This is a genomic window from Galactobacter caseinivorans (genome assembly GCF_003640665.1).
GTDB lineage: Bacteria > Actinomycetota > Actinomycetes > Actinomycetales > Micrococcaceae > Galactobacter > Galactobacter caseinivorans.
This window is the reverse complement of the sequence record NZ_QQXL01000001.1, coordinates 631,881-658,197: the sequence shown is the minus strand read 5'-3', so window position 1 is coordinate 658,197 and position 26,317 is coordinate 631,881. Positions and strand designations below refer to the sequence as shown.

Genomic DNA, 26,317 nt, shown 5'->3' with positions numbered 1-26,317 from the left:
GGACCACCTTCGCCGCAACCATGCGCCACCCACCGGCCCCCGAGCACGATCAAGCCATGGTCAATCCCACCCCCACCCAGCAGCCGCTCGGGGGTCGGGAGGACGCTTGGTCGGTCACCGCACCGCAGGCCTCCTCCCCGTCCGGGCGGCATCCGCACACCATCGCGCTGATCGGCGCCGGCCCACGGGCCCTCATGCTGATCGAGCGCCTGACGGCCCACCACGCTGGCGCAGCGCACGGACGTCCGTCCCGCCGTGCGCCGCTTGAGTTGCACCTCATAGACCCTCACCCCGCCGGGGCCGGGCGCATCTGGCGCTCGGAGCAATCACCGCTCTTGCGCCTCAACTCCACCGCCGCAGACGTCACCGTGTTCCCCGATGCCAGCTGCGAGCTGGGCGCCCCGGCCTTCACCGGCCCGTCCCTGGCGCAGTGGGCCAAGGATGTACGCAACGGCTGGATCACCCTCGCCGTGGCGCCGGATGCCACCACCGCCCGCGAGGTGGACCGCCTGCAGCCCACAGACTTCCCCAGCCGGCGGTTGCACAGCCTCTACCTGAGTTGGGCCTTTGAGCGCGTGCTCAAGCGCGCCGCCGACTTTGGCATCGCGATCCGCACCCACCAGGACACGGTGGAGCGGGTGGTGACCGCCGGTGACCGTGGCCCGGAGGTTGTGCACCTGGCCTCGGGCGGGGTGCTGACGGCCGACGCGGTGGTGTACCTGGTGGGCCACACGGACGCAGCGCCCTCAGAGGAATCCGCCCAATTGGCCCAGGCCTCCCGGGAGCTGGGGCTGCTCTACTTCCCTCCGGCCTACACCGCGGACGTGGACCACTCCGCGTTGGCCCCAGGCCAGGACGTGCTGGTGCGCGGGCTGGGCCTGGCATCGATCGACCTCATGGTGCTGCTGACCGAGGGTCGAGGGGGGCGCTTTGAGGCGCTTCCGGGCCAGGAGAATCTGCCGGAGGAACACCAGGGGCTGCGTTATGTGCCCTCCGGCCGGGAGCCCCGCCTGCTCTTCGGATCCCGCCGCGGCGTTCCGTACCGCAGCAAGTCCATGCAGACCCTGGGCCACGCTCCGGCGCCGCTGGAGGTGTTCACCCGGGAACGCGTGCTCGCGGCGGCGGACGCTGTGGCCTCCGGCACTGTGGCCTCTGGCACTGGGGCCGACGGTTCCGATTCCGGTTCCAACAGCGTCGATCCGTGGGACTTTGAGCGGGACGCCTGGCCGCTCATCGCCACCGAGCTGCACCTGACCCACTACCGCGAACTCTTTGCGCACCACGCCGAGCGCACCCGCGGCGGGTGGGAGGCCACCCGCGATGTCATTGTGGGCACGCCCTGGGATTCGGCGGCGCTGCGCGGGCATCTGCTCGCCGCCGTGCCGCTCGATGTGGACCGCTTTCACGTGGCCCACTGGGACCGGCCCCTCACGGGCCTGGCCACGGCCACGCGCGCCGAGGTGGACTCGCTGCTGAGCGCACACCTGCGCACGGACCTGCGCCAGCACGTGGACCAGGCCCACACCCCCACCCTGGCCGTGTGGCACGCCCTGCTGCAGATCCACGTGCTGCTAGCGGAGTCTCCGCGGGCACTGTGGACGCAGCGCAGCCTGGAGCACTCGATTCCGGTGGTGTGGCAGTCCTTCTTCAGCTACCTGGCCTCCGGCCCTCCCCCGGTGCGCCTTCGACAGCTCCTAGCGCTCGTGGAGGCCGGGACCGTGGGCTTTGTTGGGCCGGACCTCAGCGTGGAGCTGACCCGGGACGCGAAGGGCCGGCCCGCGTTCCGGGCCCACAGCCCCGCGGTCGCCGAGCCCGTCACGGCGAGCGCCTTGGTGGATGCCTGGTTGCCCGCCACGAACCCCCTCACCACCACCAACCCCGCTCTGGCGGATCTTGCTCAGGCCGCGGGCGTGGTGGGCCGCCGCATCGTGGTGGAGGCGCGCACCGGCCGGGTGCTGCGGCCGGAAGGGACCCCGCTGGATGCCCGTTGGGCGTTGGGGGCGGCAACCTCCACGCCGGACGCCGGCGCCTTCTCCCGCCCTGGCGTCAACGCCCTGCCCTTCCGCAGTACCGACCGCGCGGCCGGGGCCATCTTCTCCTGGCTCACTGCGGCGTCCCGCCCCACACCCCACCTGGTTCCCTCCCTTTCTACGGAGATCTCATGACTGCCTCCTCCCTGCCCACTGCCTCCGACGCTTTCGACTCCCCCTCTTTCGATGAAAGCCCGCGCTTCACCGTCGCCGTCTCCTTGGACACCACCCTGCTGGGCACCGCATCTGCCGGCCCTCTGGGCACCGCAAGCGGGCAGACCCCGCTGCGGGAGCTGACCGAGCTGGTCCGCGCCGCAGAGGACGCCGGGGCGGTGGCGATCACCCTGCGGGATCGGTTAGTGGCCGCCGAGCCGGACCGGGCCACGCACGGGTTGGACGCCTCCATCGCGGCCGCAGCCCTGGGCCCACTGACCCGGGGAATCGGGCTGATCGCGGAGGTGCCCAGCGCCGTCTCGGAGCCCTTCCACGTGGCCACCGCCCTGCAGACCGTGGACCACGCCTCGTTGGGTCGAGCGGCGTTGTTGCTGCGCCCGGGCCTGGATGGTGCCGAGCACGACGCCGTGGGGCGGTGGCCGCTGCACGAGCGTCCGCGGCCTGCCCCAGCTGTCGCGAACCAGGCCGCAGCACCGGGCGGACCCGTCGCGGACGGTGCTCAAGGTACTGGGGACGCGCCTGACGCCGTGGCCGCCGTCCTGCGCGACGCGGACGACACCCTGGAGGCCATCACCCGGCTCTGGGACAGCTGGGAGGCGGACGCGGTGATCCGCGATGTGGCGAGCGGTCGCTTCCTGGACCGCGAGCGCATTCACGACGCGGACTTCACCGGGGAACGCTTCAGCATCCAGGGCGCCTCCATCACACCGCGCTCGCCGCAGGGCCGGCCTCCCGTGGTCCTGCGCGTGGACGGCCCGGAGTTGCTTCCGCTGGCACGGAGCAGGGCGGACGTGGTGATCATCCCTGCCGACGACGCCTCCCTGCGCGACCCCCTCGTGGCAGGCCGTGAACAGCATCAACCCACGCCGCTGCTGTGGGCCGAACTCCCGCTGGCCCAGGCCACGCCGGAGCGGCTCGCGGAGCTGGCCAGCCTCGGGTTCTCAGGCGTTCAACTCCTTCCCACGGCGCAGGAACAGCGCCCCGGAACCCTGCGCCGCGCGGTCGCTGCGCTGACAGCGGGGGCCAGCCACGCGGCGTCGGGCACCTTGCGCTCCGCGCTAGGCCTGGCCCCCGCGACCAACCCCCACACCGCCGCCCGCCACTCACCCGCCAGCCACATCCACGCCGACACCAAGGAGGATTCCCTTGTCTGAGACCCAGCCCTTCCGCCCCGTGCACCTGGTGGCGCACTTCCCGGGCGTGAACAACACGACCGTGTGGCAAGACCCCTCCGCGGGCAGCCAGATCGATTTCAGCTCCTTTGAGCACTTCGCCAAGACCGCGGAGCGTGGGCTCTTTGACTACCTCTTCCTGGCGGAGGGGCTGCGCCTACGGGAGCAGAAGGGGGCCCTGCATGACCTGGACGTGGCGGGCCGGCCCCATACCGTAGCGATTCTGGCGGCACTGGCCGGCGTCACCGAGCACATCGGCCTGGTGGGCACGCTGACCGCCACCTTTAACGAGCCCGTAGACCTGGCCCGCCAGCTGGCCACCCTTGACGCCCTCTCCGGCGGGCGGGCGGGGTGGAATGTGGTGACCAGTCCGGATGCCTTCCACGGCGGGAACTTCCGCCGCGGCGGCTTCCTCCCCTATGAGGAACGCTACGAGCGCGCCGCCGAGTTTGTGGAGACGGCCAAGCGCGTGTGGGCCTCCGCGGCGGACGGCGAGCGCGTGAGTGTGGATGGCAAGCACTTCCAGCTGCGCGCCACGCCCAATCTGCCGCTCTCCCCGCAGGGCCACCCGGTGATAGTGCAGGCGGGCGATTCCCCCGCCGGGCGTGACTTTGCCTCCCAGCATGCGGAGGTGATCTTCACCCGTCACGGCAAGGACGAGGCGGCGCGGGCGTTCTACGCGGACGTGAAGGGCCGTCTTGCTGGGGTGGGCCGCAGCGAGGATTCGTTGCTGATCCTGCCCGGCGTGACCTTTGCCCTGGGTGCCACGCAGGCCCAGGCGCAGGAGCAGGCCGACGCCGTGGCTCGCGCCCAGGTCAGCGGCGCCACCGCGGTGTCCATCCTGGAACAGCTCTGGGGAACGCCCCTGGACGGGCTGGACCCGGATGGGCCGCTGCCCAGCTGTGATCCGGTGGAGGGCACGGTGCGCTTTGGGCAGGTCCGCCACCACAAGGACCCCCAAGCCGTCGCGGACGCGTGGCGCTCCAAGGCCCAGAGGGAGGGTCTCTCCGCCCGCGAGCTGGTCATCTCCACCACCCAGCGCGCCAGCTTCATTGGCACACCCCACCAGGTGGCGCTGCAACTGGCGGAGTCGGTGAGGGACCGGGCCTCGGATGGATTCGTGGTGGTCCCGCACCTGATCCCCACCGGCCTGGACGAGTTTGTGGACACGGTGATCCCGGAGCTGCAGGACCTGGGCGCGTTCCGGACCGAATACCAGCCCGGCGCCACCTTGCGCCAGACGCTGGGACTGCCGCAGGAGGCGGACGGCTCTGCCCGACGCCCGGGGTTGGCCGGGGCACGGACCGAGGACTTTGCGGGGGCGCCGGCATGAGCATCGCGACCCACGGCGCCACCCGCGGCGCCACCCGCGGCGCCACCCGCGGCAGCGGCAGCGCGGCGCCCGTCCGGGACGGCACGCTCCCCGGCACCTGGCGCGTGGCGCCGGTCGGTGACCCAAGCGTCGTCGAACTCTTGGAGGACCTGGTGCGCGAGTACACCGCTCGCTACGGGAACTCCTTTGACGGGCAACCGCACAGCGCCCGCGTGGAGATCAATCGCTATCCTCCGGAGCGCTTTGCCGCTCCCCTGGGCGCCTTTGTGGTGTACGAGGAGGACGGCGTGCCGCTCACGGGTGGGGCCATCATGCCCGGCCCGGCGGGATACCAGGCGGCGGCGACGCCCACCCAGCCGCCCAGGCGCACCGCGGAGGTCAAACGGGTCTGGACCCGCTCAGATCAGCGCGGGCGCGGCCTGGCCGCCGCCACCATGGCGCAACTGGAGGCACGCGCCGTCGAACTGGGTTACACCCACCTGTACCTCACCACCGGCCCGGCCCAGCCGGAGGCCGTGGCCCTCTACCTCAGGACCGGGTACACCCCCGATTTTGACCCCACCCACTACCCCGCCACCAACGGGGCTCACCCCTTCACGAAGGAGCTCTCATGAGCACACTCACCAGAGACAACCAGCCTGGCACCGGCCAGAGCGCGCCGGGCAAGGGACCCGGGTCCGCGCATCACGCCGCTGCCTCCCAAACCGAGGGCGCAGACCACGCAGGGACTACACCTCAGGGGGCCACGCCGGCAGGCACAGAGCCGGACGCCGCGCACCTCACCGTCGTGCGCCGCCCGCACGTGGGCCGCTGGATCGCCGCTGCCCTGATCCTCTTCGTTGTGGCTCAGTTCATGTGGTCCCTCATCACGAACCCCCGCTACGAGTGGGGCGTCTTCTCCGAGTACTTCTTCTCCCCCGCCGTGGTGCAGGGGCTGGGGCTGGCGCTGCTGCTGACGCTGCTTGGCACGGTACTTGGCTTCGCCTTCGGCACGGTGATTGCGCTCCTGCGCCTCTCCCCCTCCCCACTGCTGGCCGGACCCGCCTGGGCCTTTGTGTGGTTCTTCCGCTCCGTGCCGCTGGTGGTGCTGATCCTGGTGTTCTACAACCTGGGCTACCTGTACCCCACGCTGGGGCTTGGCACGCCGTTCACCACCGATTACTGGCTGGTAGAGTTCCACACCACCCTGACCATCACCTCCTTTGCCGCGGCCCTGATCGGCATCACGCTGCATGAGGCCGCCTACGCCTCGGAAATCATCCGCGCTGGCATCCTCTCCGTGGACGCCGGGCAGCTAGAGGCCTCCGCCGCCCTTGGGCTCCCGGCCCGCGTGCGCTTCTTCCGCATCGTGCTTCCCCAGGCCGCCAGGGCCATCCTTCCCAACGCCTTCAACCTGGTGATCGGCCTGGTGAAGGGCACCTCTGTGGTCTTCATCGTGGCCCTTCCGGAGATCTTCTACACGGTCCAGGTCATCTACAACCGCAACGGCAAGGTGATCCCCCTGCTACTGGTGGCCTGCGTCTGGTACGCCCTCATCACCACCCTGCTCTCCATTGCCCAGTACTACGTGGAGCGCCGCTTTGCCCGCGGAGCCCATCGCACCCTGCCGCCCACACCGCTGCAGAAGCTGCGCGCAGGAATTGCGCGCGCCTGGGCCAGGCTCGGGGACGACCCGCAGGGCCCCTCGCAGGACGCCCCGCCCGCGCGGGGCATCCCAGGCAGCGCCGCCTCACCCAGCACCAACCACGCAGCACGCACGGCCGCCTACCAGGTGGCCACCGAGACCTCAGGAGTGACCCGATGAGCACGATCACGCTGAACAAGAGCACCCCCGCCGCCTCGGATGCTGCCACGCCAGCGGCCAAGCCACACCAGGCCGCGGAGCCACTCGCCAAGCGCGGCGCCGCCGTGTCCCTGCGCGGGGTGAGCAAGTCCTACGGGGCCACCCCCGTGCTGCGCGGTATCCACCTGGACGTGGCCCCCGGTGAGGTCGTGACCTTGATTGGCCCCTCCGGCTCCGGCAAGTCCACCCTGCTGCGCACCATCAATCACCTGGAGACCGTAGACGCCGGCTCCGTCACCGTGGGCGGGGAGCACCTGGGCTACACCCGCCGCGGGGACAAGCTCGTGGAGCTCCCCGAACGCGAGGTGCTGCGCCGCCGGACCCGCGTTGGCCTGGTGTTCCAGCACTTCAACCTCTTCCCCCACCTCACCGCACTGCAGAACATCACCATGGCCCCCACCGCGCTTGGCCTGCTCAGCAAGGACCAGGCCGCCACACGTGCCACAGCGCTTTTGGAACGCGTGGGCTTGGCGGAGCACACCCACCACTTCCCCCGCCAACTCTCCGGCGGGCAACAACAACGCGTCGCCATTGCCCGGGCTCTAGCCCTGGAACCGGAGGTGTTGCTCTTTGACGAGCCCACGTCCGCGCTGGACCCCGAGCTGGTGGGAGAGGTCCTTGACGTGATCCGCCAGGTGGCAAACCTGGGGACCACCCTCATCATCGTGACCCACGAGATCGGCTTTGCCCGCGAGGTCTCCGACCGCATCATCTTCCTTGACCAGGGCCACGTCGTGGAGACCGGGACACCGGATCAGCTCCTGAACCACCCCGAGCACGAGCGCACCCGCGACTTCATCTCCCGCGTGCTCTGACCCCTCCCTCACCCTTGCACCCGCCGCCCTCACCGGCGCGGCGAGAACAGAAAGAACCCACCATCATGGCCAAGAAACTCTCCCGCAAGCAGGCCCTGCTCCTCACCGGAGCCGGCGTCCTGGTCCTCGCGCTCGCCGGCGGCGGCACCGCGCTAGCTCTCAACGTGAACCGCTCACCCGCCTTGGAAACCCAGCAGGCCGCCGCAGCCCAGCCGTTTGACCTCAACGCCTCAAATGCCGCCTCCCGCCCCCGGCTGGAACAGGTCCCGGAGGCCGTGGCGCAGCTCAAGGCGTCCGGCTTCACACCTGCGGTCCCAGGCAAACTCACGGTCGCCACCGCCGTCGCCGCGCCGCCCTTGACGTTCCTGGCCGCGGACGACAACACCACTGTCCTGGGTGTCGAGGCGGACCAGGCCCAACTGGTCGCGGACGGTCTTGGCCTGGAGCTCAACCTCGTCACCGTCTCCTGGGCAGACTGGCCGCTGGGGCTGCAGTCCGGAAAATACGACATTGTCAGTTCCAATGTCACTGTCACGGATGAGCGTAAAAAGCTCTTTGATTTTGCCTCCACCCGCGAGGACCTGCTCGGTTTCCTGGTGGCCAAGGATTCCAAGCTGGAGTCCATCAAGGAGGCAACGGACGTCTCTGGCCTCAAGCTCTCCGTCAGCTCCGGCACCAACCAAGAAAAGGTGCTGCTGCAGTGGAACAAGGAGCTCAAGGCCGCGGGCAAGGAGCCTGCGGAGCTGGTGTATTACGACGACTTCGCCGCGGCCAGTCTCGCCATCTCCTCCGGGCGGATCGACGGCTTCCTCAGCCCCAATCCCACGGCCCAGTACCAGGTGCAAAGCACCGGTCAATTCAAGGTCGTTGGCACCATCCAGGGCGGCTGGCCAGCCACGGCGCCCATCGCCATCGGGACCGCCAAAGGCAATGGTCTGATCAAGCCCGTCAACACCGTGGTCAACGCGGCCATCAAGCAGGGCAGCTACGGCAAGCTGCTCACGCGCTGGGGGCTGGGGGCCGAGGCACTCAAACGCTCCACCATCAACCCGGAGGGCATCCCCGCCACCGTCGGCTGAGCACGCCCGGTAGGGTGCGGGAGTGACCTCCCCCGCCCTGCCGGGCCCCGCCGTTTCGCCCGTTGCCGCGCCGATCGTCGCCATGCCAAACGTGGCCGTGCTTGGCACGGGCGCCGTCGCCACCGCCCTGACCACCCTCTTTGTGGGCGCCGGGGCCCACGTGCAGGTCTGGGGCCGGGACGCCAGCCACGCCGAGTGGGTGGTGGAGGACGCGGCGGAGGCCCATCCCAACGGACCAGGGACGGTGAGCGCAGCACTCACCGCCCAAGAGGCACTCACCGACGCCAGCGTCGTCGTGCCTGCTGTGCCCTGGGGCCATCCCTTGGCGCAGGTGCTCGCGCTCGCTGCGCAGTGGCTGCCCGGGCGCACCGTGCTTGATGTCAGCAATCCGTTTGAGATGACCGCGCTTGGCCCCAAGCTCGCCATGGTCATTCGGGGCGGGTCCGCCGGGGCGCAGACCGCGGCGCTGCTGCCCGCTGGCACCGCGCATGTTCACGCCTTCACGCATACGCGGGCGGATTTCCTGCTGGACGGCGCACGGCTGGGCGCCGCGCTGCCGTACGTCAGTGCGCAGGCGCCCGACGACGCGTTGTTGGCGCTGCTGCGTGCCACCGGTTGGGTGCCGGTGCGGGTGGGGTCCCTTGCCGACTCAGCGCAGATCGAGGCCGGGGGCCCCTGGGATGGGGCCCCCGGCGCTGCCGGGCTGGCGGGAATCCTGACGCCGCTGGAGGCGCGGGAGGCCGGGCTTACTTCTTGATGAAGTCCAGGATGTCCTGATCCAACTCGTCCTGGTAGGCACCCCAGATGCCGTGGGAGGCTCCCGGGTACACCTTGAGCGTGGCGTCCTTGACCAGCTTGATGGACTTCTGGGCCGCGGCCGCGATCGGAACAATCTGGTCCGCGTCACCGTGGGCTATGAACATCGGCACGTCAATCGCCTTCAGGTCCTCGGTCTGATCCGTCTCGGAGAAGGCCTTCACACAGTCATACGCGGCGGCCAGGCCAACCAGCATGCCCTGACGCCAGAAGTCCTGCTTGAGCCCCTCGCTCACGTCCTGACCGGGCCGGTTGGCGCCGTAGAACGGGACCGAAAGCTCGTTCCAGAACTGCGAGCGGTCCTTGAGCACATTGGCCCGGATGTCATCCAGGGCTTCGATGGGGGTGCCCTCGGGGTTGGACTCGGACTTCAGCATGATCGGCGGAACGGCTCCGGCCGTCACGACCTTGGCCACACGCCCCTTGCCAAACTGCGCCGCGTAGCGGACCACCTCGCCGCCGCCGGTGGAGTGGCCAATCACCACGATGTTGTGCAGGTCAAGGTGCTCAATGAGTTCCGAGAGGTTCTTGGCGAACGTGGTCATGTCATGACCATCAATCACCTTGGATGAGCGGCCGTGGCCGCGGCGGTCGTGAGCAATCACGCGATAGCCGGCGTCGGTGAAGCGCTTGATCTCGACCTGCCAGGCGTCGGAAGACAGTGGCCAGCCGTGGCTCAGCACTATCGGCTGCCCACTTCCCTGGTCCGTGTAATAGATCTCGGCGCCATCTGAGGTAGTGAAGTAGGACAACTGATTCTCCTTAAATCCTGGGTGACGGCCAGTGCCGTCACGCTGAGTCTGACACGCGGCCCAGCATTACGGAAGGGCTCTGCAACGGGCCACTTTGGGCGGAACTTTGGGCGGAATTGAGCGCTGAGGTGAACCGGTGGATCAGCCCTATCTGTGCGCCTGCGCCTGTGCTTAAATCGTCGGTGCAGGAGCGCGTGTCCCGTGCTCCCAGGACGAAGAGGAACCCACATGAGTGAGTACAAGAAGGACGCCGAAGCCATCTCCCGACTCACGCCCGAGCAGTTTGCCGTGACACAGCAGTCCGCCACCGAGCGTCCCTTCCAGAACGAGTTCTGGGACAACAAAGAGGCCGGCCTCTACGTGGACATCGTCTCCGGAGAGCCCCTGTTTGCCTCCACCACGCAGTACGACAGCGGCTGTGGCTGGCCCAGCTTCACCAAGCCGCTCTCGGCGGAGAACATCATCGAGAACTCCGACGTTTCGCTGGGGATGCGCCGCACGGAGGTCCGCTCGGCAGGTGGCGATAGCCACCTAGGCCACGTCTTTGAGGACGGCCCCATCGACGAGGGCGGCCTGCGCTACTGCATCAACTCCGCCGCACTGCGCTTTGTGCCGCTCGCAGAGCTGGAGAGCGCGGGGTACGGACAGTTCGCATCGCTGTTCTCCGAGGGGAAGGGCGCCTGAGCGCCGGGCAGGAACAGGCGCGGGTCGGGGCCGCGGCCCCGGCCCGCGCTCTGAACTGGGACGGGCTGCGCAATGTGCGGGACCTGGGCGGCCTGCCCACCCCCCTTTCCTCCAACGGCTCGACGGCGTGGGGTCGCCTGGCGCGCGGTCCCCGGCAGGAACGGCTGACACAGCGGGGCTGGAACGCTGCGGGCGCGTGGGGGCTTCGCACCGTCGTCGACCTGCGTTGCCCCGAGGAAGTGGGGCGCCAAAAGGGTGACCCGGATACGTCCCCTCCGGAGCATCTAGCGCTGGTTCTCGCACCCATCGAGGACCACAGCGACCCCGGCTTCCAGGCCGTGTGCCTGCCGATTCTTGATTCACCGGCGTATTGGCGCCACCACGTGCGCCTCCTGCCCGGCATGATCCGGGCGGCGCTCCAGGCCATAGCCCGCTCCGAGCCCGGCATCCTGGTGCACTGCGCGGCCGGGCGGGACCGCACCGGCCTGATCACGGCGCTGCTCCTGGCCAATGCCGGCGTCCCCTCCGCCTCCATCGTGGCGGACTACGCGCAATCCGTGGAGGAGATGGCTGGCACGGCGGCCCACGGGGGCCCCACTCACGATCGCCAGGCGGGGTGGTCGCCTACCCAGGTCAGCGCGTGGCTGCAGCGGGTCACACCAGAGGTTCAGGCCTTTGTAGCGGATCACGAGGAGATGTTCGCGCTGCTGAAGCTGGGACAGACGACGCGGGGCGCGCTACGGGATCTGCTCCTGACTCCCTAGTCTGGGTGGACCAGCACACAACGGCGCTCTTGGCGCACACCGAGGAGCAGAGATGGACCACCCAGCCAAGCCGGACGCAAGCACCGTCACCGTTCAGCCTCACGGCGTCGCGCGCCAGCTGGCCCTGGCGGCTGTGGTCCTGTGCGCCCTCCTTCTTGTGCCGACCTTCGCGAGCGCAGGCGCCGACGGTGGTCCGGCCCTGTATCTCTTCGGGGGCCTGGGCACCGCGGTGGTGGTGGCGCTGAGCTGGTGGGCGAGCCGCGCCATGAAAATCTCGGTGACGCGCGCCGGTTGCCCCGCCATGGTGAGCGTCTCGGCCCCGTTCTTCCGCGCCGGGTTCCCGCTGCTGGAGGTGACAGACGTTGACGTGGCGGAGGACTCCGGCCAGAACCCGGGCCTGATCAACTGGCCGGTGCTCGGCAGGGCCACGTCTCAGGCGGGGACGCGACTGAACGTGGGCGGCAGCGCCCACGTTGCCCTGAGCGTGGGCACGGATCGCCGCTACACCGTGATCACGCGGGACCTTGAGCAGGCACGCGAGCTGGCAGCGCTCTTGACCAGGTAGCGCTCTTGAACGGCTAGCTCACCGCGCTAACAAGACCCCGAGCTGCTGGCGAAGGTCCAGCACCAGTTCCGGTGCGCTCAGGCGCGTGTTAGCTGGAGCGGACATGGCCAGGAGCATGACGGCAGAAACGATGTGCGCCAGCGCGCTGGCCCGCTCCCCGCGCACGTCCGCGGTGCGGCCCAGGGCATCCGCGATGGCCTCCTCGGTCTGGGCGGAGAGCGTGAGCGCCTCGCGGTGATGGGGCTCGGTGGCATCACCAAACACCATTTCGCGCAGGTAGGTTCTGCCGTTCTCCACCTGCACTCGATTGCACTCCACCACCGGCCGAACTATCGCCATCACGGCATCCAGCGGCACCGTCTCGGCGAGCGCAGCCGCCTTCCCCTGGCTCAACGCCTCCGCGTAGGCGGAGTTCTGCACCAGCAACAGCAGCTCGCTCTTGGACTTGGCATACAGGAAAAGTGTTCCCGCTCCGATGTCCGCCGCGTCGGCGATCTGCTGGGTCGTGGCGTCGGCTACGCCGCGCTCGGAGAAGAGCTGCGCCGCGGCCGCCACGATGCGCTCGAGTTTGGCCTGCTTGTTGCGCTCGCGGCGGCCTGGGGCCGGAGGTGGTGATGCCATGGGGTCCTTTCCTGGGAAAAGTGAACTCGCTCAGTCGTGAGTGTATTCACTATCCGCCGAGGCGCCGTTCAGGGGAGGCTGACGACGATCTTGCCGCGGCCGCCACCCTTGGCCAGATGCTCCAAGGCCCGCACCGACTCGGCGAAGGGATACACGTGCCCGACGACGGGTTGCAGACTTCCCTGGTCAACGAGGGTCGCGATGTGGCCCAGCTGTTCGCCGCTGGCATGCATGAACAAAAACTCGTAACGCACACCCAGTTTCTTTGCCTGGCGCCTCACGCTCGCGCTCATCCCGGCGATGGCCAGGCGCATGACGGGATTCAGGCCGGCTTCGCGGGCAAACGCGGGGTCCGGCGGGCCGGAGATGCCCACCACCACACCGCCCGGCTTGAGTACGCGCAGCGACTTGACGAGATTCTCTCCCCCCAGGCTCTCCAGCACCAGGTCGTAGCGGGCCTCGGCGTTCTCAAAGTCCTGGGTGCGGTAGTCAATGACTTCGTCTGCTCCCAGCTCGCGCACAAAATCCTCATTCGCCGCGCTGGCCGTGGTGGTGACAATGGCCCCCAGGTGCTTGGCCAACTGGATGGCCACCGATCCCACGCCGCCGGCACCGGCGTGAATCAAGACCCTCTGACCCGGCCGAACGTCTCCGCGCTCCACCAGCGCCTGCCACGCGGTGAGTGCCACCAGCGGCAGGGACCCGGCCTCGTCGAAGTTGACGGAGGCAGGCTTCAGGGCGAGATCCGCAGCAGGCACCGAGACCAGCTCCGCCAGGGTCCCGATGCTGTCCTTGCGCGGCCTCCCATAGACCTCATCCCCGGGCGTGAAGTTGCGCACGGCCGAGCCCACCGCCATCACCACGCCGGCCAGATCGTGACCAAGAACCACGGGGAACTCGTAGGGAAGGATCTGCTTGAATTCACCGATCCGGATCTTCTCATCCAGCTGGTTCAGGCCCGCCGCCCGCACCTGGACCAGGACCTCGTCCTCACGCACTGTGGGCTCATCGACGTCCACCGCAGCGAGCGGGGCGCCGTAACTGTTGATGGCAAAGGCTTTCATGATGCTGCGCTCCCTGATCGGCTCCTGAGACTCTCTTATTACCGAGCATACTCAATAATGAGTGTACTCATCAAGCCGGTCATGAACAGTCACCTTGGTCACCCCGGGCGGCACTAGACTGAATCCCGCTATGGCCCTGACAATCTCCTACCCCGAGTCCCTGCCCGTCTCCGCCCGCCGCGAGGACATCATGAAGGCCATCCGCGAGAACCAAGTGGTGGTTGTCGCGGGAGAAACGGGATCCGGCAAAACCACGCAGCTGCCCAAGATGCTCCTGGAACTCGGCCTGGCGGATGCGGTGGAGGGCAAGGACACAAAGCCCCGCCACCGCCTGATCGGTCACACCCAACCGCGGCGTCTGGCCGCGCGGACCGTGGCAGAGCGCATCGCCGAGGAGCTCCAGGTCAAGATCGGCGAGGAGGTGGGCTTCCAGGTCCGCTTTACCGGCGAAACCTCGGAATCCACGCGCCTCAAGCTCATGACGGACGGCATCTTGCTGGCGGAGATCCAGCATGACTCACTGCTCTCTCGCTACAGCGCCATCATCATCGACGAGGCCCACGAGCGCAGCCTCAACATCGACGTACTCCTGGGCCACCTGAAGCGCGTCCTGTCCCAGCGCCCCGACCTCAAGGTCATCATTACCTCCGCCACGATTGATCCGGACCGCTTCGCCAGGCACTTCGGTGCGGCCGCGGCACCCGCCGATGACGGCGCCGTCGAACTCCCTTCCTCTGAGGTGCGCGTCGTGGAGGGCGGAAGGAGCATCACCCATGTCCGGCCCGCCCCGGTCATCGAGGTCTCCGGGCGCACCTTCCCCGTGGAGATCCGCTACCGCCCCCTCTCCCCCGATGACGAGGACGGCGGGGATGAGCTAGAGGTCAGTGCCGGTGGCACCGATCGCGACATGGTGGACGCGGTCTGCGACGCGGTCGTTGAACTCTCCCGTGAACCGGACGGGGACGTGCTGATCTTTTTCTCAGGCGAGCGCGAGATTCGCGACGCGGCGGAGGCGCTGCGCAGCATGGTGCCCCGCCACGCCCGCCTGCGTGACGCCGAGGTGCTGCCGCTCTTTGCCCGCCTCTCCCTGGCGGAGCAGCACGCCGTCTTCCGCCCGGGCTCCAAGCGCCGCATCATCCTGGCCACCAACGTCGCAGAGACCTCCCTGACGGTCCCCGGCATCAAGTACGTGGTGGACACGGGCGTGGCGCGCATTTCGCGTTACTCGCACCGCACCAAGGTCCAACGTCTGCCGATTGAGCGCGTGAGCCAGGCCAGCGCCAACCAGCGCTCCGGGCGTTGCGGCCGCGTCTCAGACGGCATTGCCATTCGCCTGTACTCCGAAGAGGACTATGAGGCGCGCCCCAAGTTCACCGACCCGGAAATCCTGCGCACCAACCTGGCCTCCGTCATCTTACAGATGTCCTCCATGCGCGTAGTTGATCATCCCGCGGACGTGGTGAATTTCCCCTTTGTTGAGCCGCCGGAATCCCGCGCGGTCAACGACGGCGTCACCCTGCTGCGAGAGCTGGGCGCGGTGGGCGAGGGCAAGCTCGGCGCCATCACCCGCACCGGTCGCGACCTGGCCCAGCTCCCCGTGGACGTGCGCCTTGGCCGCATGATCCTGGAGGCGGGCAAGCGCGGCTGCGCCACCGAGGTTCTGGTGCTGGCCGCCGGGCTCTCGCTGCAGGATCCGCGCGAGCGCCCCACCGAGGAGTCCGGCAAGCGCCAGCGCGCGGCGGAGCTGCACGCGCGCTTCGTGGATGAGAACTCGGATTTCACGGGCTATCTGAACCTGTGGCGCTACCTGCAGGAAAAGCAGGAGGAGCTCTCCTCTTCCGCCTTCCGCCGCCTGTGCAAGAACGAGTTCATCAACTACCTGCGCGTGCGCGAGTGGCAGGACCTCTTTGGCCAGCTCAAGCAACTCTCCAAGCCGCTGCGCCTGAATGTGCGCGGGCGCGAGGTGGACCCGGTGGGTCAGCATGACGCCGTGCACCAGTCGCTGCTCGCCGGCCTAGTCAGCCACATTGGCCTGTGGGATGAGCGCAAGCGCGAGTATGCCGGCGCCCGCGGCACCCGCTTTGCGATCTTCCCGGGCTCCGCCCTGTTCAAGAAGAAGCCCACCTGGGCCATGGCGGCGGAGCTGGTGGAGACCAGCAGGCTGTGGGCCCGCACGGTCGCCGTCTTTGATCCCGACTGGGTGGAGCTGGTGGCGCCGCACCTGGTCAAGAAGTCCTTCTCCGAGCCGCACTGGTCCCGGCGCCAGGGTTCCTCGCTTGCCTATGAGAAGGTCACCGTCTTTGGTGTGCCCGTCGTGGCCCAGCGCACCGTGCTCCTGGGCCGGGTCAACCCGCGTCTGGCCCGCGAGCTCTTCATTCGCCACGCCCTGGTGGAGGGCGACTGGGCCACGCGCCACGCCTTCTTCCAGCGCAATCACCAGCGTCTGCAGGAGATTGAGGAGCTGGAGGCCCGGCTGCGCCGGCGGGACCTGCGTGTCTCCGACGAGGACCTGTTTGAGTTCTACGACCAGCGCCTGCCCGCCACCATCACGGACGAGCGTGCCTTTGACGCCTGGTGGAAGGAAGAGAAGGCCACCAACGGGCGCCTGCTTGACTTTGATCCGGAGGCGCTGCTGCAGGCCGGCGAGGACGAGCTGGACCAGGACGCCTACCCACGCACCTGGCCCATGGGTTCGCTGCAGCTGGAGCTTCGCTACGAGTTTGACCCGACCGGCGCCAGCTCCGACGGCGTCTTTGTGCGCGTTCCCGTGCTCTTCCTGAACCAGTTGGACCCGGTTCGTTTCCGTTGGGGCGTGCCCGGGCTGCGGGAGGAGCTGATCACCTCGCTGATTAAGTCCCTTCCCAAGGCCGTGCGCAAGAACTTTGTGCCCGCCCCGGACGTGGCCAGGGCGGCAGTCGCAGCACTGGCGCAGGACGCCGACCCGGCCCAGGATGACCTGCTCGCCGCGCTGGAGTTGGCGCTGCGCCGGCTCAAGGGCGTGGTGATTCCGCCCGGCTCCTGGGATCTCTCCCGCATCCCGGATCACCTGCGCCCCGCCTTTGAGGTGATCGGTGATCGCGGCAAGATCCTGGGCACCTCCCGCGATCTGCCCACGCTGCAGGCGCAGTTGGCCGGCGAGAATCGCCGCGCCATCGCCGCCTCGCTTGGCACCAGCGCGGAGAAGCTGGAGGCCGCAGCCGGGCGGGGTAAGCCCGGCCGCCCCGGTGCCGGGCCTTCTGACCTGCCCGACGCCGCGTCGTCGGGCACTGCGCGCTCCTCACGCGGGGCGCGCGGCGCCGCCAAGACCACTCCGCCGGCCGCACCGAGCCCGTGGCAGCGCACCGGGCTCACGTCCTGGCCGGATGACTTGGGCGAGCACGGCAAGCTGCCTGACAAGGTCGCCACGACCGTGAAGGGGCAGCAGATCACGGGCTTCCCCGGGCTGGTGGACCGCGGTGAGCATGTGGACCTGACCGTCTACCGGAATGCGTCCGAGCGCGAGGCGGGGCACCGCCGCGGGGTGATTCGGCTGCTGCAGCTGACCGTGCCGTCGCCGCAGCGCTACGTGCTTGATCACCTCAATAACAAAGAAAAACTGGCCTTTAGCCAATCGCCGCACGGCACCGTGGACTCGCTGATTCGCGATTGCACCTGGGCGGGAATCGACAAGCTGGTCCCGCCCACCCTGCCCATGATGAAGAGCGAGTTCACCTCGCTGTTCCACCTGGTGCGAGCGGACCTGATCGATACCGTCTTCACCGTCTCCTCCACCGTGGAGAAGATCCTGGCCGCCTCGGTGCGCGTGACCAATCTCTTGGCGCGCATGAGCTCCGGCGCTTTGAAGGAGACCGTGGAGGACGTGAAGTCGCAGATGCGGGGGCTGGTCTACCCGGGTTTCGTGGCCAGCACCGGCTACGCGCAACTGGCGCACGTGCCGAGATACCTCACCGCGGTGGAACGGCGACTGGCGAAGGTCCAGGCCGGGGCAGTAACCAAGGATCTGCAGGGCGTGGACGTGATCCAGGAGCTAGAGGACGAGTACGACGCCGCGCTGGAGCGCACGCCGGCCGGCGCCACCACGCCCGCGGCTTTGCTACCGGTCAAGTGGATGCTGGAGGAGCAGCGCGTGTCCCTGTTTGCTCAGGAACTGGGGACCGCCTATTCGGTCTCCCCTAAGCGCATCAGGGCCGCTATCCGAGAGGCGCTGACGGCCTAGCTGTCTTACCCCGCCAGGTGAGGTCCGCGGTTGGCGGGGTTCCTGCCTCGGGTTCGGACGGGCGCGGGTCTGCGGGGGCCGGTTGCCACCCCGTGCCACAAATGCCACCTCGTACGACGTCGCTGCGGCGCAGTGACACTTCATACGACAAATGACGCTGTGCACCGCGGCAAATGTCGTATCAGGTGGCAGGCGCGGGGCCGGGGGCGCCCTGGGGAGATGGACTTGCCCCCCCGGAAATGTTGAGCGCCCCCAGAGCGGCGGCGGACCCCGCGATGCCGCTCATGCGGCGTCGCCCGGCGCATCCGGCCGTCACTACCGCGCGGCCGCCGAACCCGTACCTCATCTGGCGGGGTAAGAGACCTAGCCCTCGATCGCCACATCAAAGAGGTTGCCCTCAAGGTCCGCGAACTGCACCCAGCGGAAACTCGAGTCACCAAAATCGCCCATCTTGGTGGCGCCAAGTTCCAGTAACCGGGCCTCCTCAACGGCAATGTTGTTGGTGGCGAAGTCCAGGTGGAACTTGTTCTTGCCGGGCGTGGGTGTGTCCACCTGTTGAAAGGCCAGACCGGGCTGGCCGCCGCCCAGCATCACGTACGCGCCGGACTCCGTCAGGTGGATCTTGGCACCCACCACGTCCGCCCAAAAGGTTCCCAAGCGCACGGCGTCGGAGGCATCAATGGTCACGAGGGCAAGAGTGAGGGACATTCCTCCACGCTAGCCCGCGGCGCCGCGGCCCCGGTAGAGACCACGGGATGATCTGGGTCGATTCCCAGGCACCAGGCACCGGGAACCAAGCGGCTCAGCGGCTCAGCGCAAGCTTCCCGCCGAATCCCAGCAGCGCAAGGCCGGCCTCAGCGTCAGGCCTCGGGAACGTACGCGCCGTGCCCCTGCGCCACGAGCGCCGCGCGCAGAGTGTGCAAAGCGGCGTCGAACTCCTCCGCCGGAACGTCCGTGCGGGCCTTGCTCAGGTCAAAGTCCGCCATCGAGTTGGTGGGCCAGACGTGCAGGTGCAGGTGCGGGACCTCAAATCCGGCGATCTCCAGCCCGGCCCGCGCCGAGCCAAACGCGGCGACCTGCGCCTTGCCGATCACCTGCGCCACCTCCGTCAGGTGAACCAACAGATCCGTCGGGGCGTCCGTCCAGCGGTCCACTTCCTGACGGGGCACCACCAGGGTGTGCCCCGCGGCCAGGGGGCCGATAGACAAGAAGGCGACGCAGTGCTCGTCCTTCCACACAAAACGGCCCGGGACATCGCCATTGATGATGTGCGTGAAGAGGGTAGGCATGCTGACTCCTTGGGTAGAGGGTTCGGCTCAATCGGTGAGGGTAGCGGCGTCCAGCACAAAGCGATACTTCACGTCTCCGGCCACCATGCGCTCCCACGCGGCGTCCAGCTCGTGGGCCGTGACCATTTCGATGTCCGTGGCCACGCCGTGCTCCGCACAGAAGTCCAGCATCTCCTGCGTCTCAGGAATGCCGCCAATCTTGGAGCCATGCAGGGAGAGGCCGTTGCGCACCAAGAGCGTGGAGTCGACGGGAGCGACGGTGTCGCCGGCGCCGCCCTGTGCCGCGCCGTCCTCTGCGGGCGGCAAACCGACCTGGACCAGCCGGCCCGTGGGTCGCAGGCAACGCAGCAGGGCGTTGAGGTCGTGTGCGGCGGCGATCGCGTCGATGATGACGTCGAAGTGGCGGGTCTGGGCCTTCATGGCCTCGGGATCCCTGGAGAGCACCACGTCGCTGGCACCCAGCGCCAGCGCGGCATCCACCTTGGAGGGGCTAGTGGTGAAGACGCTCACCTCCGCGCCCATGGCGACGGCGATCTTGACGGCGAGGTGCCCCAGGCCGCCCAGCCCAGCCACGGCCACCCGGCTGCCGGGGCCCACCCCCGCGGATCGCAGCGGGGAGTACGTCGTGATGCCCGCACACAGCAGCGGGGCCGCGGCCGCGGGATCAAGTGCCTCGGGGATGCGCAGCACAAAGTCCTCTGCCACCACCACGGACGTGGAGTAGCCGCCCTGCGTGCGCTCGTCGTGGAAGCGATCCCAGGCGCCGTAGGTGCCCACGGAGCCCACCTCGCAGAACATTTCACGCCCGGCGCGGCACTCGTCGCATTCCCGGCAGGAGGCCACCAGGCAGCCCACCCCCACTCGATCTCCCACGGCATGCAGGCTGACCTCTGATCCCACTGCGACCACGCGGCCCACGATCTCGTGCCCGGGAACCAGCGGCAGCGCACGGCCGCCCCACTCCCCTCGCGCGGCGTGCACGTCCGAGTGGCAGAGCCCGCAGAACTCCACCGCGATCACCACGTCATGCGCATCGGCGGCGCGTCGCGGCAGCAGCACGGTCTCCAGGTTCCCGCCCAAGGTCCGCACGCCGCGTGCCTGCGCGGTGTGTGCCTGGCCCCGGCCGGCCAGGGAGGCGGCTTCAACGGGCGACTGCTCAGGGCCCTCTGGGTTGGTGGACGCCGAACGCGGGTCCCCGCCACCAGGCTTGCCGGTACCCCGGATGGGAAGCCGCGCGGAGAGCTTCTCGCGCAGGGCAGTCAGGGCGGTCAGGGACGGCGGGCGAACAACACTCATGGTCTCGAATCTACCGCTGTCATGCGCCGGTTGCGACCGGCCGGGCGTCATCGCAGGACCATTGCGACCAGGACCCTGGGTACAGGGCAGCGCCCACCCCCACCGTCGCCAGCGCCAGGATCTGGTGGCTGGCCGTGACCCCGGAGCCGCAATACACGCCCACACGAGCTCCCGGAACGGCTCCCTGCGCAGCAAAACGTTCCTGCAGCGCCCCGGGCGGGAGTAGCCGCCGCCCCGGCGCCAGGTTCCCCGCGGTGGGCAGCGAGCGCGCGCCCGGGACGTGCCCGGCGCGCGGGTCGATGGGCTCGGTCTCCCCGCGGTAGCGCTCCCCGGCGCGGGCATCCAGCACCACAGCATCCTCGACGCCGCGCGCAGACGCGGCAGCCAAGGCGGCGATTCCGTCCGCGTCCACGACCGGCATGTACCCCCAGCCTGCGGTGGCCGGCCGCTCAGGAACGGGCGGGGCGCCCGGCCCGGCCACGCACTCACCGCCGGCCGCAATCCACGCCTGCAGGCCGCCGTCGAGCACCCTGGCATCCAGGCCAGCGTGCCGCGCCAGCCACCAACCGCGCGCCGCGGAAAGGCCACCTTGGTCGTCGTAGAAGATCGCTAGTTGCCCCTCTGCCAAGCCCCAGCGCTCGACGGCGCTGGCAAAGTCCGCGGCCCCCGGCAGCGGGTGCCGCCCCGCCTCGCGGGACGCGGGCCCGGCCAGCTCCGTGCTGAGGTCAACAAAGACCGCGCCGGGCAGGTGCGCCTCCAGGTAGTCCGCGTAGCCAACCGGATGCGCCGGATCCTCCGGGCGGGACGCAATGAGCTGCCAGCGCACGTCCAGCAGCAGCGGCGGGTGCTCCGAATTGACGGCGGCCAGCAACTCCTGCGCGCCGATCAGCGGGGTGGTGCTCATCTGTATGGCTCCTTAGACGGTCAGGGTGGCGCCGGTTTCCCACTGCTCGTACACCGTTCCGGTGCGCCCACCCAGGCCGGAGAGCTGCGCGGAAATCAGCTGCTGACCAGAGGCGGCGAGCGGGGCATCGTGAATGCCATAGGCCTTGGCGGCGCGAACGGCGGCCACAAAATCCACCACCTCAGACGTCTTGGACCAGGGCGCCCACGCCGGGACCAGCAGGACGGCAAGCGACGCACTCCCTGCGGGAACAATCAGCGCATCTCCGGGGTGGTACACCGCGCCATCCAGGATGTAGCCCAGGTTGTCGATGGTGCGGATGAGTGGGTGAATCAGGGCGTGCTGCCCGCCCACAGCGCGCACCTTCACGCCCTCAATCTCCAGCTCCTGATCCGGCTCCAGCGCCACCAGGCGCTTGGTCAGGGTGGGCTCCGGGTGGCGCTGCGTGAGGCCACTGATCACATCCGCCGGGCCATAGAGTCGCAGCTCCGGGCGGGCCTGCAGCACCTCCACCACCAGCGCCTCGTCCAGGTGATCCGGGTGGCCGTGCGTGACCAGGATGGCGTCGGTGTGCTCCAACGCGGCGCGGGCATCCGAGAGGGTGCCCGGGTCAATCGTGAGGCGCACTGCGCGCCCGCCGGTCTCCGTCTCCATCTCGGTGTCGATGCGTACGCAGGAATGTCCAAACTTGGTGAGCTCCATAACTGCCAGCCTAGTCCCGGGGCGCCGCTTTGTGGGGGCTTGTGTGGTCGCGAAGGTGCGGGCCCATGAGGTCGCGGGGGCACGCCGTGCTGTGGGCGGCGCCACCGCGTGCCGGCGCCAAAGCGACTAGACTGGAGGCTCGAATGCGCGCGTTTTCACGCCCCTGTGGCCGCCGCGCGCACCGCCCCGGACCTCGGGGAAAGGTAGCAGAGGAGTCACGATGAGCGTCCAGCCCGCCCCCGCCCGCCGGGTGACCAAGCAACGGCTGGCGCTCGAGGCCGAGCTGGCCCGTCACGACGACTTCCGCACTGCGCAGCAAATTCACGCCTGCCTCAGCGATCACGGCGATTCCGTGTCCCTAGCGACCGTGTATCGCCTGCTGCAGCAGATGGCGGACGACTCAGAAATCGATGCAGTGCGCCTGGACGACGGCGAGGGCGTCTTCCGCCGCTGCGCCGTTGAGCAACACCACCACCACCTCGTCTGCCGCTCCTGCGGTGCAACGGAGGAAGTGGAGGCCCCGGAGGTAGAGGCGTGGGCCTCCCGCGTCGCGGAACGCTTCGGCTTCACACAGGTGGGCCACACCGTGGAGCTCTCTGGCCTGTGCGCCGCGTGCTCCGCGAAGCAGGCGGGCCTGGGAGACTAGAGGCATGAGTCCCCGCACCCCCCGAGTCCCCGGCCGCGCCGTCGCCCGTTTTTCCCAGTGGGTTGAGGCCCTTGGTTGCCTGGCCCTGCTGGTGTGGACCGTGCTGTCCTTCGTTGACGGCCACGCGATTCTTGGGCTGATCCTCGCGGTCGTCACCGCCGGCATGCTGTACGTGACCGTGCGCGAGTTCCGCGGCCACGGGCTGGGCAAGGCGCCCACCGGGTCCCCGGAGGACTCCCGCCACTAAGGTGTGCGGCTGGCGCACCACAGTTTGCGGCCCACCATCGAAGTGTGCGGCTCAAACTGAAGCCGCACACCTCGATCCGGAGCCGCAAACCACCCAGGGCCACAGCCCTAGCCCGACGCCGCCTGGCTCAGTCCCGCGGAAACGGCGCCAGGCGCCGTGGAACCTGCACCGCGCCCACCGCTCACACGCCCGCCACCACTTCCGCGACGCTCGCGCCGACCACCCACTGCCCGGGCCACCAACCAGATGGCGAAGGACAGCGTGGTGACGTACGGGCTCACGGGGAGTGACCCGGCCAGGGCAAGCATGATGCCGCCCACCACGCTCACCACGGCAAAGACCACGGAGAGCAGCACCGCTTTGCCCGGGCGCGAGGTCAGGTGCAGCGCCGCCGCGGCAGGGGTAATGAGCAGGGAGAGCACCAGCAGCGCGCCCACGATCTGGATGGCCATGGCCACGGCCAGGCCAAGCAGCACCACAAAGACCACCGAGAGGGTCCGCTGCGGCACGCCACGCGCCACCGCGACCCACGGGTCCGTGGAGGAGAACATGAGCGGACGCCAGATGATAGCCAGCCCGGTGAGCACCACGATGGCGCCGGCCACCATCGTCACGACCTTGTCGCCATCCACCGCCACAATCTGGCCGGTGAGCAACCCAAACTTGTTGGCACTGCGCCCCTCATAGAGTGAGAGGAACAGGATTCCGAGCCCCAAGCCAAAGGGCATCAGCACGCCGGTGATGGCATTGCGCTCGCGCGCACCGCTGCCAAGTAGCCCCAGCACCAAGGCAGCCAGGATGGAACCCACCACTGAGCCCGTCACCACATCGAACCCCAGCAGGAGCGCCGCGGAGGCACCGGCGAAGCTGAGCTCGGAGATGCCGTGGACGGCAAAGCCCATATCCCGGGCCATGACCACCACGCCGATCACGCCGCCCACCACACCAAGCACGGCTCCGGCCCCGAGGGAGGGCCACAGCAGGCCAAGCAACTCTCCGTAGTCCTGGAAGGAGAACACGCGACCCCACAGGTCCGTGCCGATCACAGCATTCACCGCGTTCATCGGGCCGCCTCTCCGTGCGAATGGCCGTGGTCGTGGTCGTGATGCACGTGATCCTCGCCGCCAAGAATGGCGACCCGGTCACCCACCCTGACCACATCCACCGGGCGGCCAAAGAGGTCGCTCAGCGATTCGGTCGTGATGACCTCCTCCGGGGTGCCAATGCGGAAGCGACCGCCGGCCAGGTACAACACCCGGTCCACGTGGGGCAGCACCGGGTTGATCTCATGGGTCACAAAGAGCACGGCGGTGTTTTCCTGCTTGGCCTGGGAGGCAATCAGGTTGGTGATGTCCTCCTGGTGGGCCACGTCCAGCGAGAGCAGCGGCTCATCGCACAGCAGCAGCGCGGGGTCCGTGGCCAGGGCTTGGGCGGCTCGCAGGCGTTGCTGCTCGCCGCCGGAGAGCATCCAGACCGGGCGCTCGGCGTAATCACTCGCGCCCACTTTCTCCAGGAGGGCATCCACCCGTTCCTGGGTCTGCCTGCGCTGCGGGTCAAGCCAGCGCGGGCCCCAGCGGCGCCCATCGATTCCTTGGGCCACCAGGTCCCTTGCGCGCAGCGGGGTTCCCTCAGGCAACGGGCGCTGCTGCGGAATCACTCCCACGTCCGGGCTGCCGTGACCCACGGGCTTGCCCGCGATCTGGGCGGTGCCGGAGGTCAGCCTCTGCATGCCAAGCAGCACCTTCAGCAGCGTGGTCTTGCCAGAACCGTTGGGTCCAAGCACCGCAATGAACTCCCCCGGACGCACGTCCAGGTCCAGCCCATTCCAGAGGGTGCGGTCGCCAAAGTCCACTCCCGCGTTGTGCAATTGCACGGCGGGCACCTGCTGCTGGCTCTGCGCCGCGGCGGAACCCGATACCGTGCCTGCCGCCTTACTTGGCCGCATCCAGCGCCTCCTCGAGTGCGTCAATGTTCTTGCCCATCCAGCTCAGGTAATCCTGCCCCTCCGGCAGGGTTTCGGTCACATCCAGGACCGGAACCCCGCCCTTCTGGGCGGCGGCCTTGAGGGCATTGGTCTGATCATCCGCGGTCTGCGAATTGAACGCGAAGACACTCACCTTGCCTGCCTCCAGCGATTCCGTTGCGGACTTCATGGCCAGCGGCGCAATTTCGTTGCCCTCCTCGATGGACTCCGCTAGGCCCTTCGGGGTCACGTTCTTCAGGCCAGCGGTGTCCAAGAGCGCCTGGGGCACGGGCTCCGTCATCACGTAGCTTGCCCCCTTGGCCTTGGTTTCCAGCCCGTGGGCGCGCTCCTCCAGGCCCTTGAGTTTCTGGGTCAGCTGCTCCGCACGCTCGGAGTACCCGGCGGCATTGTCCGGGTCCGCCTCAGAGAGGCCGTCCTTGAGCTTGGTCGCCAGGTGCTGCATCTGGTGCAGGTCATACCAGACGTGCTCGTTGCCCTCGGCGTGCTCGTGAGCATGGTCGTCCTGGGCGGATTCCTTCGCGGCTTCCCCTGAGGACTCCTCCGCATGCTCGCCCTCATGCGAGTGCCCCTCCCCCTCCATGGCCTTGATGACGGCCGGCTTGGAGGAGAGTGAATCCACAATCTGGACAGCAAAGTCGTCATAGCCGCCGCCGTTGAGGACCACCAGCTTGGCGTGGCTCAGGGTGAGTTTGTCGCGGGCCGTGGCCTCGTAGGAGTGGGGGTCCTGCGACGGCGAGGAGATGATGGATTCCACCGCCACGTCCTCCCCGCCCACGGCTTGGGCCAATGAGCCGTAGACGCTGGTGGAGGCGGTCACCTTCAGCGCGTCGCCCTGCGCGCCTTCAGAGCCCTGGGCGGGCGCGGAACAAGAGGTGATGCCCGACGCCGCGAGGAGGACTACCAGCGCGGCGGACGCCTTCGCGGCGGTGCGGCTGGCGAAACGGCGGGCTGGCCGTGCGGTGCTCATCATGGTGATCCTCCAAGGATTCGGGGGGGTGCAGTGCGGGGGCAGTGCGGGGGGTGTACTTCACGTCTGGGGTTCCCCGGACCGCGGCGGTGGGATGCTTCTCGCCGGGTCCTTAATGAGAACGGTTCTCATCGTAGACCACTTTTGAACCGTCCACGACCTGGGCCCCCTCCACGGCCCTGCGTTGCCGCGCCTCCCCACAACTCACCCAGTGCCCCCAGTGCCCCCCAGTGCCACCCAGTGCCACCCAGTGTCCTCAGTGCCCCCGCGCGCAGCGAGGGCCGCCCCACCTGGGACGGCCCTCGCTGCTGAAGCATGGCGGCCGGCGCGGGGCCCGGGTACACCAAGCCAGCC

Annotated in this window: 25 protein-coding genes; 14 read left to right on the top strand and 11 right to left on the bottom strand. The window is 68.8% G+C overall.

Going from position 1 to position 26,317, the window contains the following annotated elements; translation table 11 throughout:
- Nucleotides 1-56: 56 nt before the first annotated feature.
- The 8 genes from DWQ67_RS03125 (at nucleotide 57) to DWQ67_RS03090 (ending at nucleotide 9,203) form a co-directional block, all read left to right on the top strand.
- On the top strand, nucleotides 57-2,165 hold the full coding sequence (locus tag DWQ67_RS03125; protein WP_158595349.1) for an FAD/NAD(P)-binding protein: 2,109 nt from the start codon (nucleotides 57-59) through the stop codon (nucleotides 2,163-2,165).
- Nucleotides 2,162-3,358 (top strand): LLM class flavin-dependent oxidoreductase, encoded by a 1,197-nt coding sequence (locus DWQ67_RS03120; protein ID WP_121484098.1) that lies wholly within the window; start codon nucleotides 2,162-2,164, stop codon nucleotides 3,356-3,358. Before DWQ67_RS03125 ends, DWQ67_RS03120 begins: the two co-directional genes overlap by 4 nt.
- A complete protein-coding gene (locus DWQ67_RS03115) occupies nucleotides 3,351-4,709 on the top strand; it encodes an LLM class flavin-dependent oxidoreductase (RefSeq protein ID WP_121484097.1) in 1,359 nt (452 codons plus the stop codon). Before DWQ67_RS03120 ends, DWQ67_RS03115 begins: the two co-directional genes overlap by 8 nt.
- Complete coding sequence (locus tag DWQ67_RS03110; protein WP_121484096.1) at nucleotides 4,706-5,323, top strand: GNAT family N-acetyltransferase; 618 nt, start codon at nucleotides 4,706-4,708, stop codon at nucleotides 5,321-5,323. The genes DWQ67_RS03115 and DWQ67_RS03110 overlap by 4 nt, the downstream gene beginning before the upstream one ends.
- The gene (locus DWQ67_RS03105; protein ID WP_233555877.1) at nucleotides 5,320-6,513 is read left to right on the top strand and encodes an amino acid ABC transporter permease; all 1,194 of its coding nucleotides are present in this window, start codon (nucleotides 5,320-5,322) and stop codon (nucleotides 6,511-6,513) included. The genes DWQ67_RS03110 and DWQ67_RS03105 overlap by 4 nt, the downstream gene beginning before the upstream one ends.
- Nucleotides 6,510-7,367 (top strand): amino acid ABC transporter ATP-binding protein, encoded by an 858-nt coding sequence (locus DWQ67_RS03100; RefSeq protein WP_121484095.1) that lies wholly within the window; start codon nucleotides 6,510-6,512, stop codon nucleotides 7,365-7,367. Before DWQ67_RS03105 ends, DWQ67_RS03100 begins: the two co-directional genes overlap by 4 nt.
- Nucleotides 7,368-7,432: 65 nt before the next feature.
- Nucleotides 7,433-8,446: an ABC transporter substrate-binding protein gene (locus DWQ67_RS03095; protein ID WP_121484094.1), complete on the top strand. Its 1,014-nt coding sequence runs from the start codon at nucleotides 7,433-7,435 to the stop codon at nucleotides 8,444-8,446.
- 22 nt (nucleotides 8,447-8,468) lie between these two features.
- Nucleotides 8,469-9,203 (top strand): NADPH-dependent F420 reductase, encoded by a 735-nt coding sequence (locus DWQ67_RS03090; RefSeq protein WP_121484093.1) that lies wholly within the window; start codon nucleotides 8,469-8,471, stop codon nucleotides 9,201-9,203.
- Here DWQ67_RS03090 and DWQ67_RS03085 read toward each other — a convergent pair.
- Entirely contained in the window at nucleotides 9,193-10,014 is an 822-nt protein-coding gene (locus DWQ67_RS03085; protein WP_121484092.1) for an alpha/beta fold hydrolase, read from the bottom strand. The genes DWQ67_RS03090 and DWQ67_RS03085 overlap by 11 nt on opposite strands.
- A gap of 228 nt (nucleotides 10,015-10,242) precedes the next feature.
- Here DWQ67_RS03085 and msrB point away from each other — a divergent pair, with 228 nt between their 5' ends.
- From msrB to DWQ67_RS03070, 3 genes are read left to right on the top strand one after another with little or no spacing between them, the layout of a single operon-like run.
- Nucleotides 10,243-10,698: a peptide-methionine (R)-S-oxide reductase MsrB gene (msrB, locus tag DWQ67_RS03080; RefSeq protein WP_121484091.1), complete on the top strand. Its 456-nt coding sequence runs from the start codon at nucleotides 10,243-10,245 to the stop codon at nucleotides 10,696-10,698.
- Nucleotides 10,596-11,462: a tyrosine-protein phosphatase gene (locus DWQ67_RS03075; RefSeq protein ID WP_325049605.1), complete on the top strand. Its 867-nt coding sequence runs from the start codon at nucleotides 10,596-10,598 to the stop codon at nucleotides 11,460-11,462. Before msrB ends, DWQ67_RS03075 begins: the two co-directional genes overlap by 103 nt.
- Nucleotides 11,463-11,514: 52 nt before the next feature.
- The gene (locus DWQ67_RS03070) at nucleotides 11,515-12,027 is read left to right on the top strand and encodes a hypothetical protein (RefSeq protein ID WP_121484089.1); all 513 of its coding nucleotides are present in this window, start codon (nucleotides 11,515-11,517) and stop codon (nucleotides 12,025-12,027) included.
- An 18-nt stretch (nucleotides 12,028-12,045) separates the two neighbouring features.
- Here the strand turns inward: DWQ67_RS03070 and DWQ67_RS03065 are convergent, their stop codons facing one another.
- Both DWQ67_RS03065 and DWQ67_RS03060 read right to left on the bottom strand, forming a co-directional pair.
- Complete coding sequence (locus DWQ67_RS03065) at nucleotides 12,046-12,648, bottom strand: TetR/AcrR family transcriptional regulator (protein WP_121484088.1); 603 nt, start codon at nucleotides 12,646-12,648, stop codon at nucleotides 12,046-12,048.
- Between the two features lie 68 nt (nucleotides 12,649-12,716).
- Entirely contained in the window at nucleotides 12,717-13,712 is a 996-nt protein-coding gene (locus DWQ67_RS03060; RefSeq protein WP_121484087.1) for an NADP-dependent oxidoreductase, read from the bottom strand.
- 130 nt (nucleotides 13,713-13,842) lie between these two features.
- On the opposite strand from DWQ67_RS03060, the gene hrpA reads away from it, so the two are divergent.
- Entirely contained in the window at nucleotides 13,843-17,928 is a 4,086-nt protein-coding gene (gene hrpA, locus DWQ67_RS03055; RefSeq protein ID WP_121484086.1) for an ATP-dependent RNA helicase HrpA, read from the top strand.
- Between the two features lie 363 nt (nucleotides 17,929-18,291).
- Here hrpA and DWQ67_RS03050 read toward each other — a convergent pair whose 3' ends face one another.
- The 5 genes from DWQ67_RS03050 to DWQ67_RS03030 all read right to left on the bottom strand — a co-directional run bounded on the left by DWQ67_RS03050 (nucleotide 18,292) and on the right by DWQ67_RS03030 (nucleotide 22,119).
- Nucleotides 18,292-18,636 (bottom strand): VOC family protein, encoded by a 345-nt coding sequence (locus DWQ67_RS03050; protein ID WP_121484085.1) that lies wholly within the window; start codon nucleotides 18,634-18,636, stop codon nucleotides 18,292-18,294.
- 152 nt (nucleotides 18,637-18,788) lie between these two features.
- The gene (locus tag DWQ67_RS03045) at nucleotides 18,789-19,217 is read right to left on the bottom strand and encodes an HIT family protein (RefSeq protein WP_121484084.1); all 429 of its coding nucleotides are present in this window, start codon (nucleotides 19,215-19,217) and stop codon (nucleotides 18,789-18,791) included.
- A 27-nt stretch (nucleotides 19,218-19,244) separates the two neighbouring features.
- The gene (locus tag DWQ67_RS03040) at nucleotides 19,245-20,513 is read right to left on the bottom strand and encodes an NAD(P)-dependent alcohol dehydrogenase (protein WP_121484083.1); all 1,269 of its coding nucleotides are present in this window, start codon (nucleotides 20,511-20,513) and stop codon (nucleotides 19,245-19,247) included.
- A 19-nt stretch (nucleotides 20,514-20,532) separates the two neighbouring features.
- Nucleotides 20,533-21,417, bottom strand: a complete 885-nt coding sequence (locus DWQ67_RS03035) for a sulfurtransferase (protein WP_199712579.1) — start codon at nucleotides 21,415-21,417, stop codon at nucleotides 20,533-20,535.
- 12 nt (nucleotides 21,418-21,429) lie between these two features.
- Complete coding sequence (locus tag DWQ67_RS03030) at nucleotides 21,430-22,119, bottom strand: MBL fold metallo-hydrolase (RefSeq protein WP_121484082.1); 690 nt, start codon at nucleotides 22,117-22,119, stop codon at nucleotides 21,430-21,432.
- 220 nt (nucleotides 22,120-22,339) lie between these two features.
- Here DWQ67_RS03030 and DWQ67_RS03025 point away from each other — a divergent pair, with 220 nt between their 5' ends.
- Both DWQ67_RS03025 and DWQ67_RS03020 read left to right on the top strand, forming a co-directional pair.
- Nucleotides 22,340-22,765, top strand: a complete 426-nt coding sequence (locus DWQ67_RS03025; protein WP_121484081.1) for a Fur family transcriptional regulator — start codon at nucleotides 22,340-22,342, stop codon at nucleotides 22,763-22,765.
- A gap of 4 nt (nucleotides 22,766-22,769) precedes the next feature.
- The gene (locus DWQ67_RS03020) at nucleotides 22,770-23,012 is read left to right on the top strand and encodes a hypothetical protein (protein ID WP_121484080.1); all 243 of its coding nucleotides are present in this window, start codon (nucleotides 22,770-22,772) and stop codon (nucleotides 23,010-23,012) included.
- A gap of 107 nt (nucleotides 23,013-23,119) precedes the next feature.
- Here DWQ67_RS03020 and DWQ67_RS03015 read toward each other — a convergent pair whose 3' ends face one another.
- The 3 genes from DWQ67_RS03015 to DWQ67_RS03005 are packed head-to-tail and all read right to left on the bottom strand — an operon-like array spanning nucleotide 23,120 to nucleotide 25,966.
- Nucleotides 23,120-24,076 (bottom strand): metal ABC transporter permease, encoded by a 957-nt coding sequence (locus tag DWQ67_RS03015; RefSeq protein ID WP_121484079.1) that lies wholly within the window; start codon nucleotides 24,074-24,076, stop codon nucleotides 23,120-23,122.
- Nucleotides 24,073-24,957 carry a metal ABC transporter ATP-binding protein gene (locus DWQ67_RS03010; RefSeq protein WP_121484078.1) on the bottom strand — a complete coding sequence of 295 codons (885 nt, stop codon included), beginning with the start codon at nucleotides 24,955-24,957 and terminating at the stop codon, nucleotides 24,073-24,075. The genes DWQ67_RS03015 and DWQ67_RS03010 overlap by 4 nt, the downstream gene beginning before the upstream one ends.
- The gene (locus tag DWQ67_RS03005) at nucleotides 24,944-25,966 is read right to left on the bottom strand and encodes a metal ABC transporter solute-binding protein, Zn/Mn family (protein WP_121484077.1); all 1,023 of its coding nucleotides are present in this window, start codon (nucleotides 25,964-25,966) and stop codon (nucleotides 24,944-24,946) included. Before DWQ67_RS03005 ends, DWQ67_RS03010 begins: the two co-directional genes overlap by 14 nt.
- Nucleotides 25,967-26,317 lie beyond the last annotated feature (351 nt).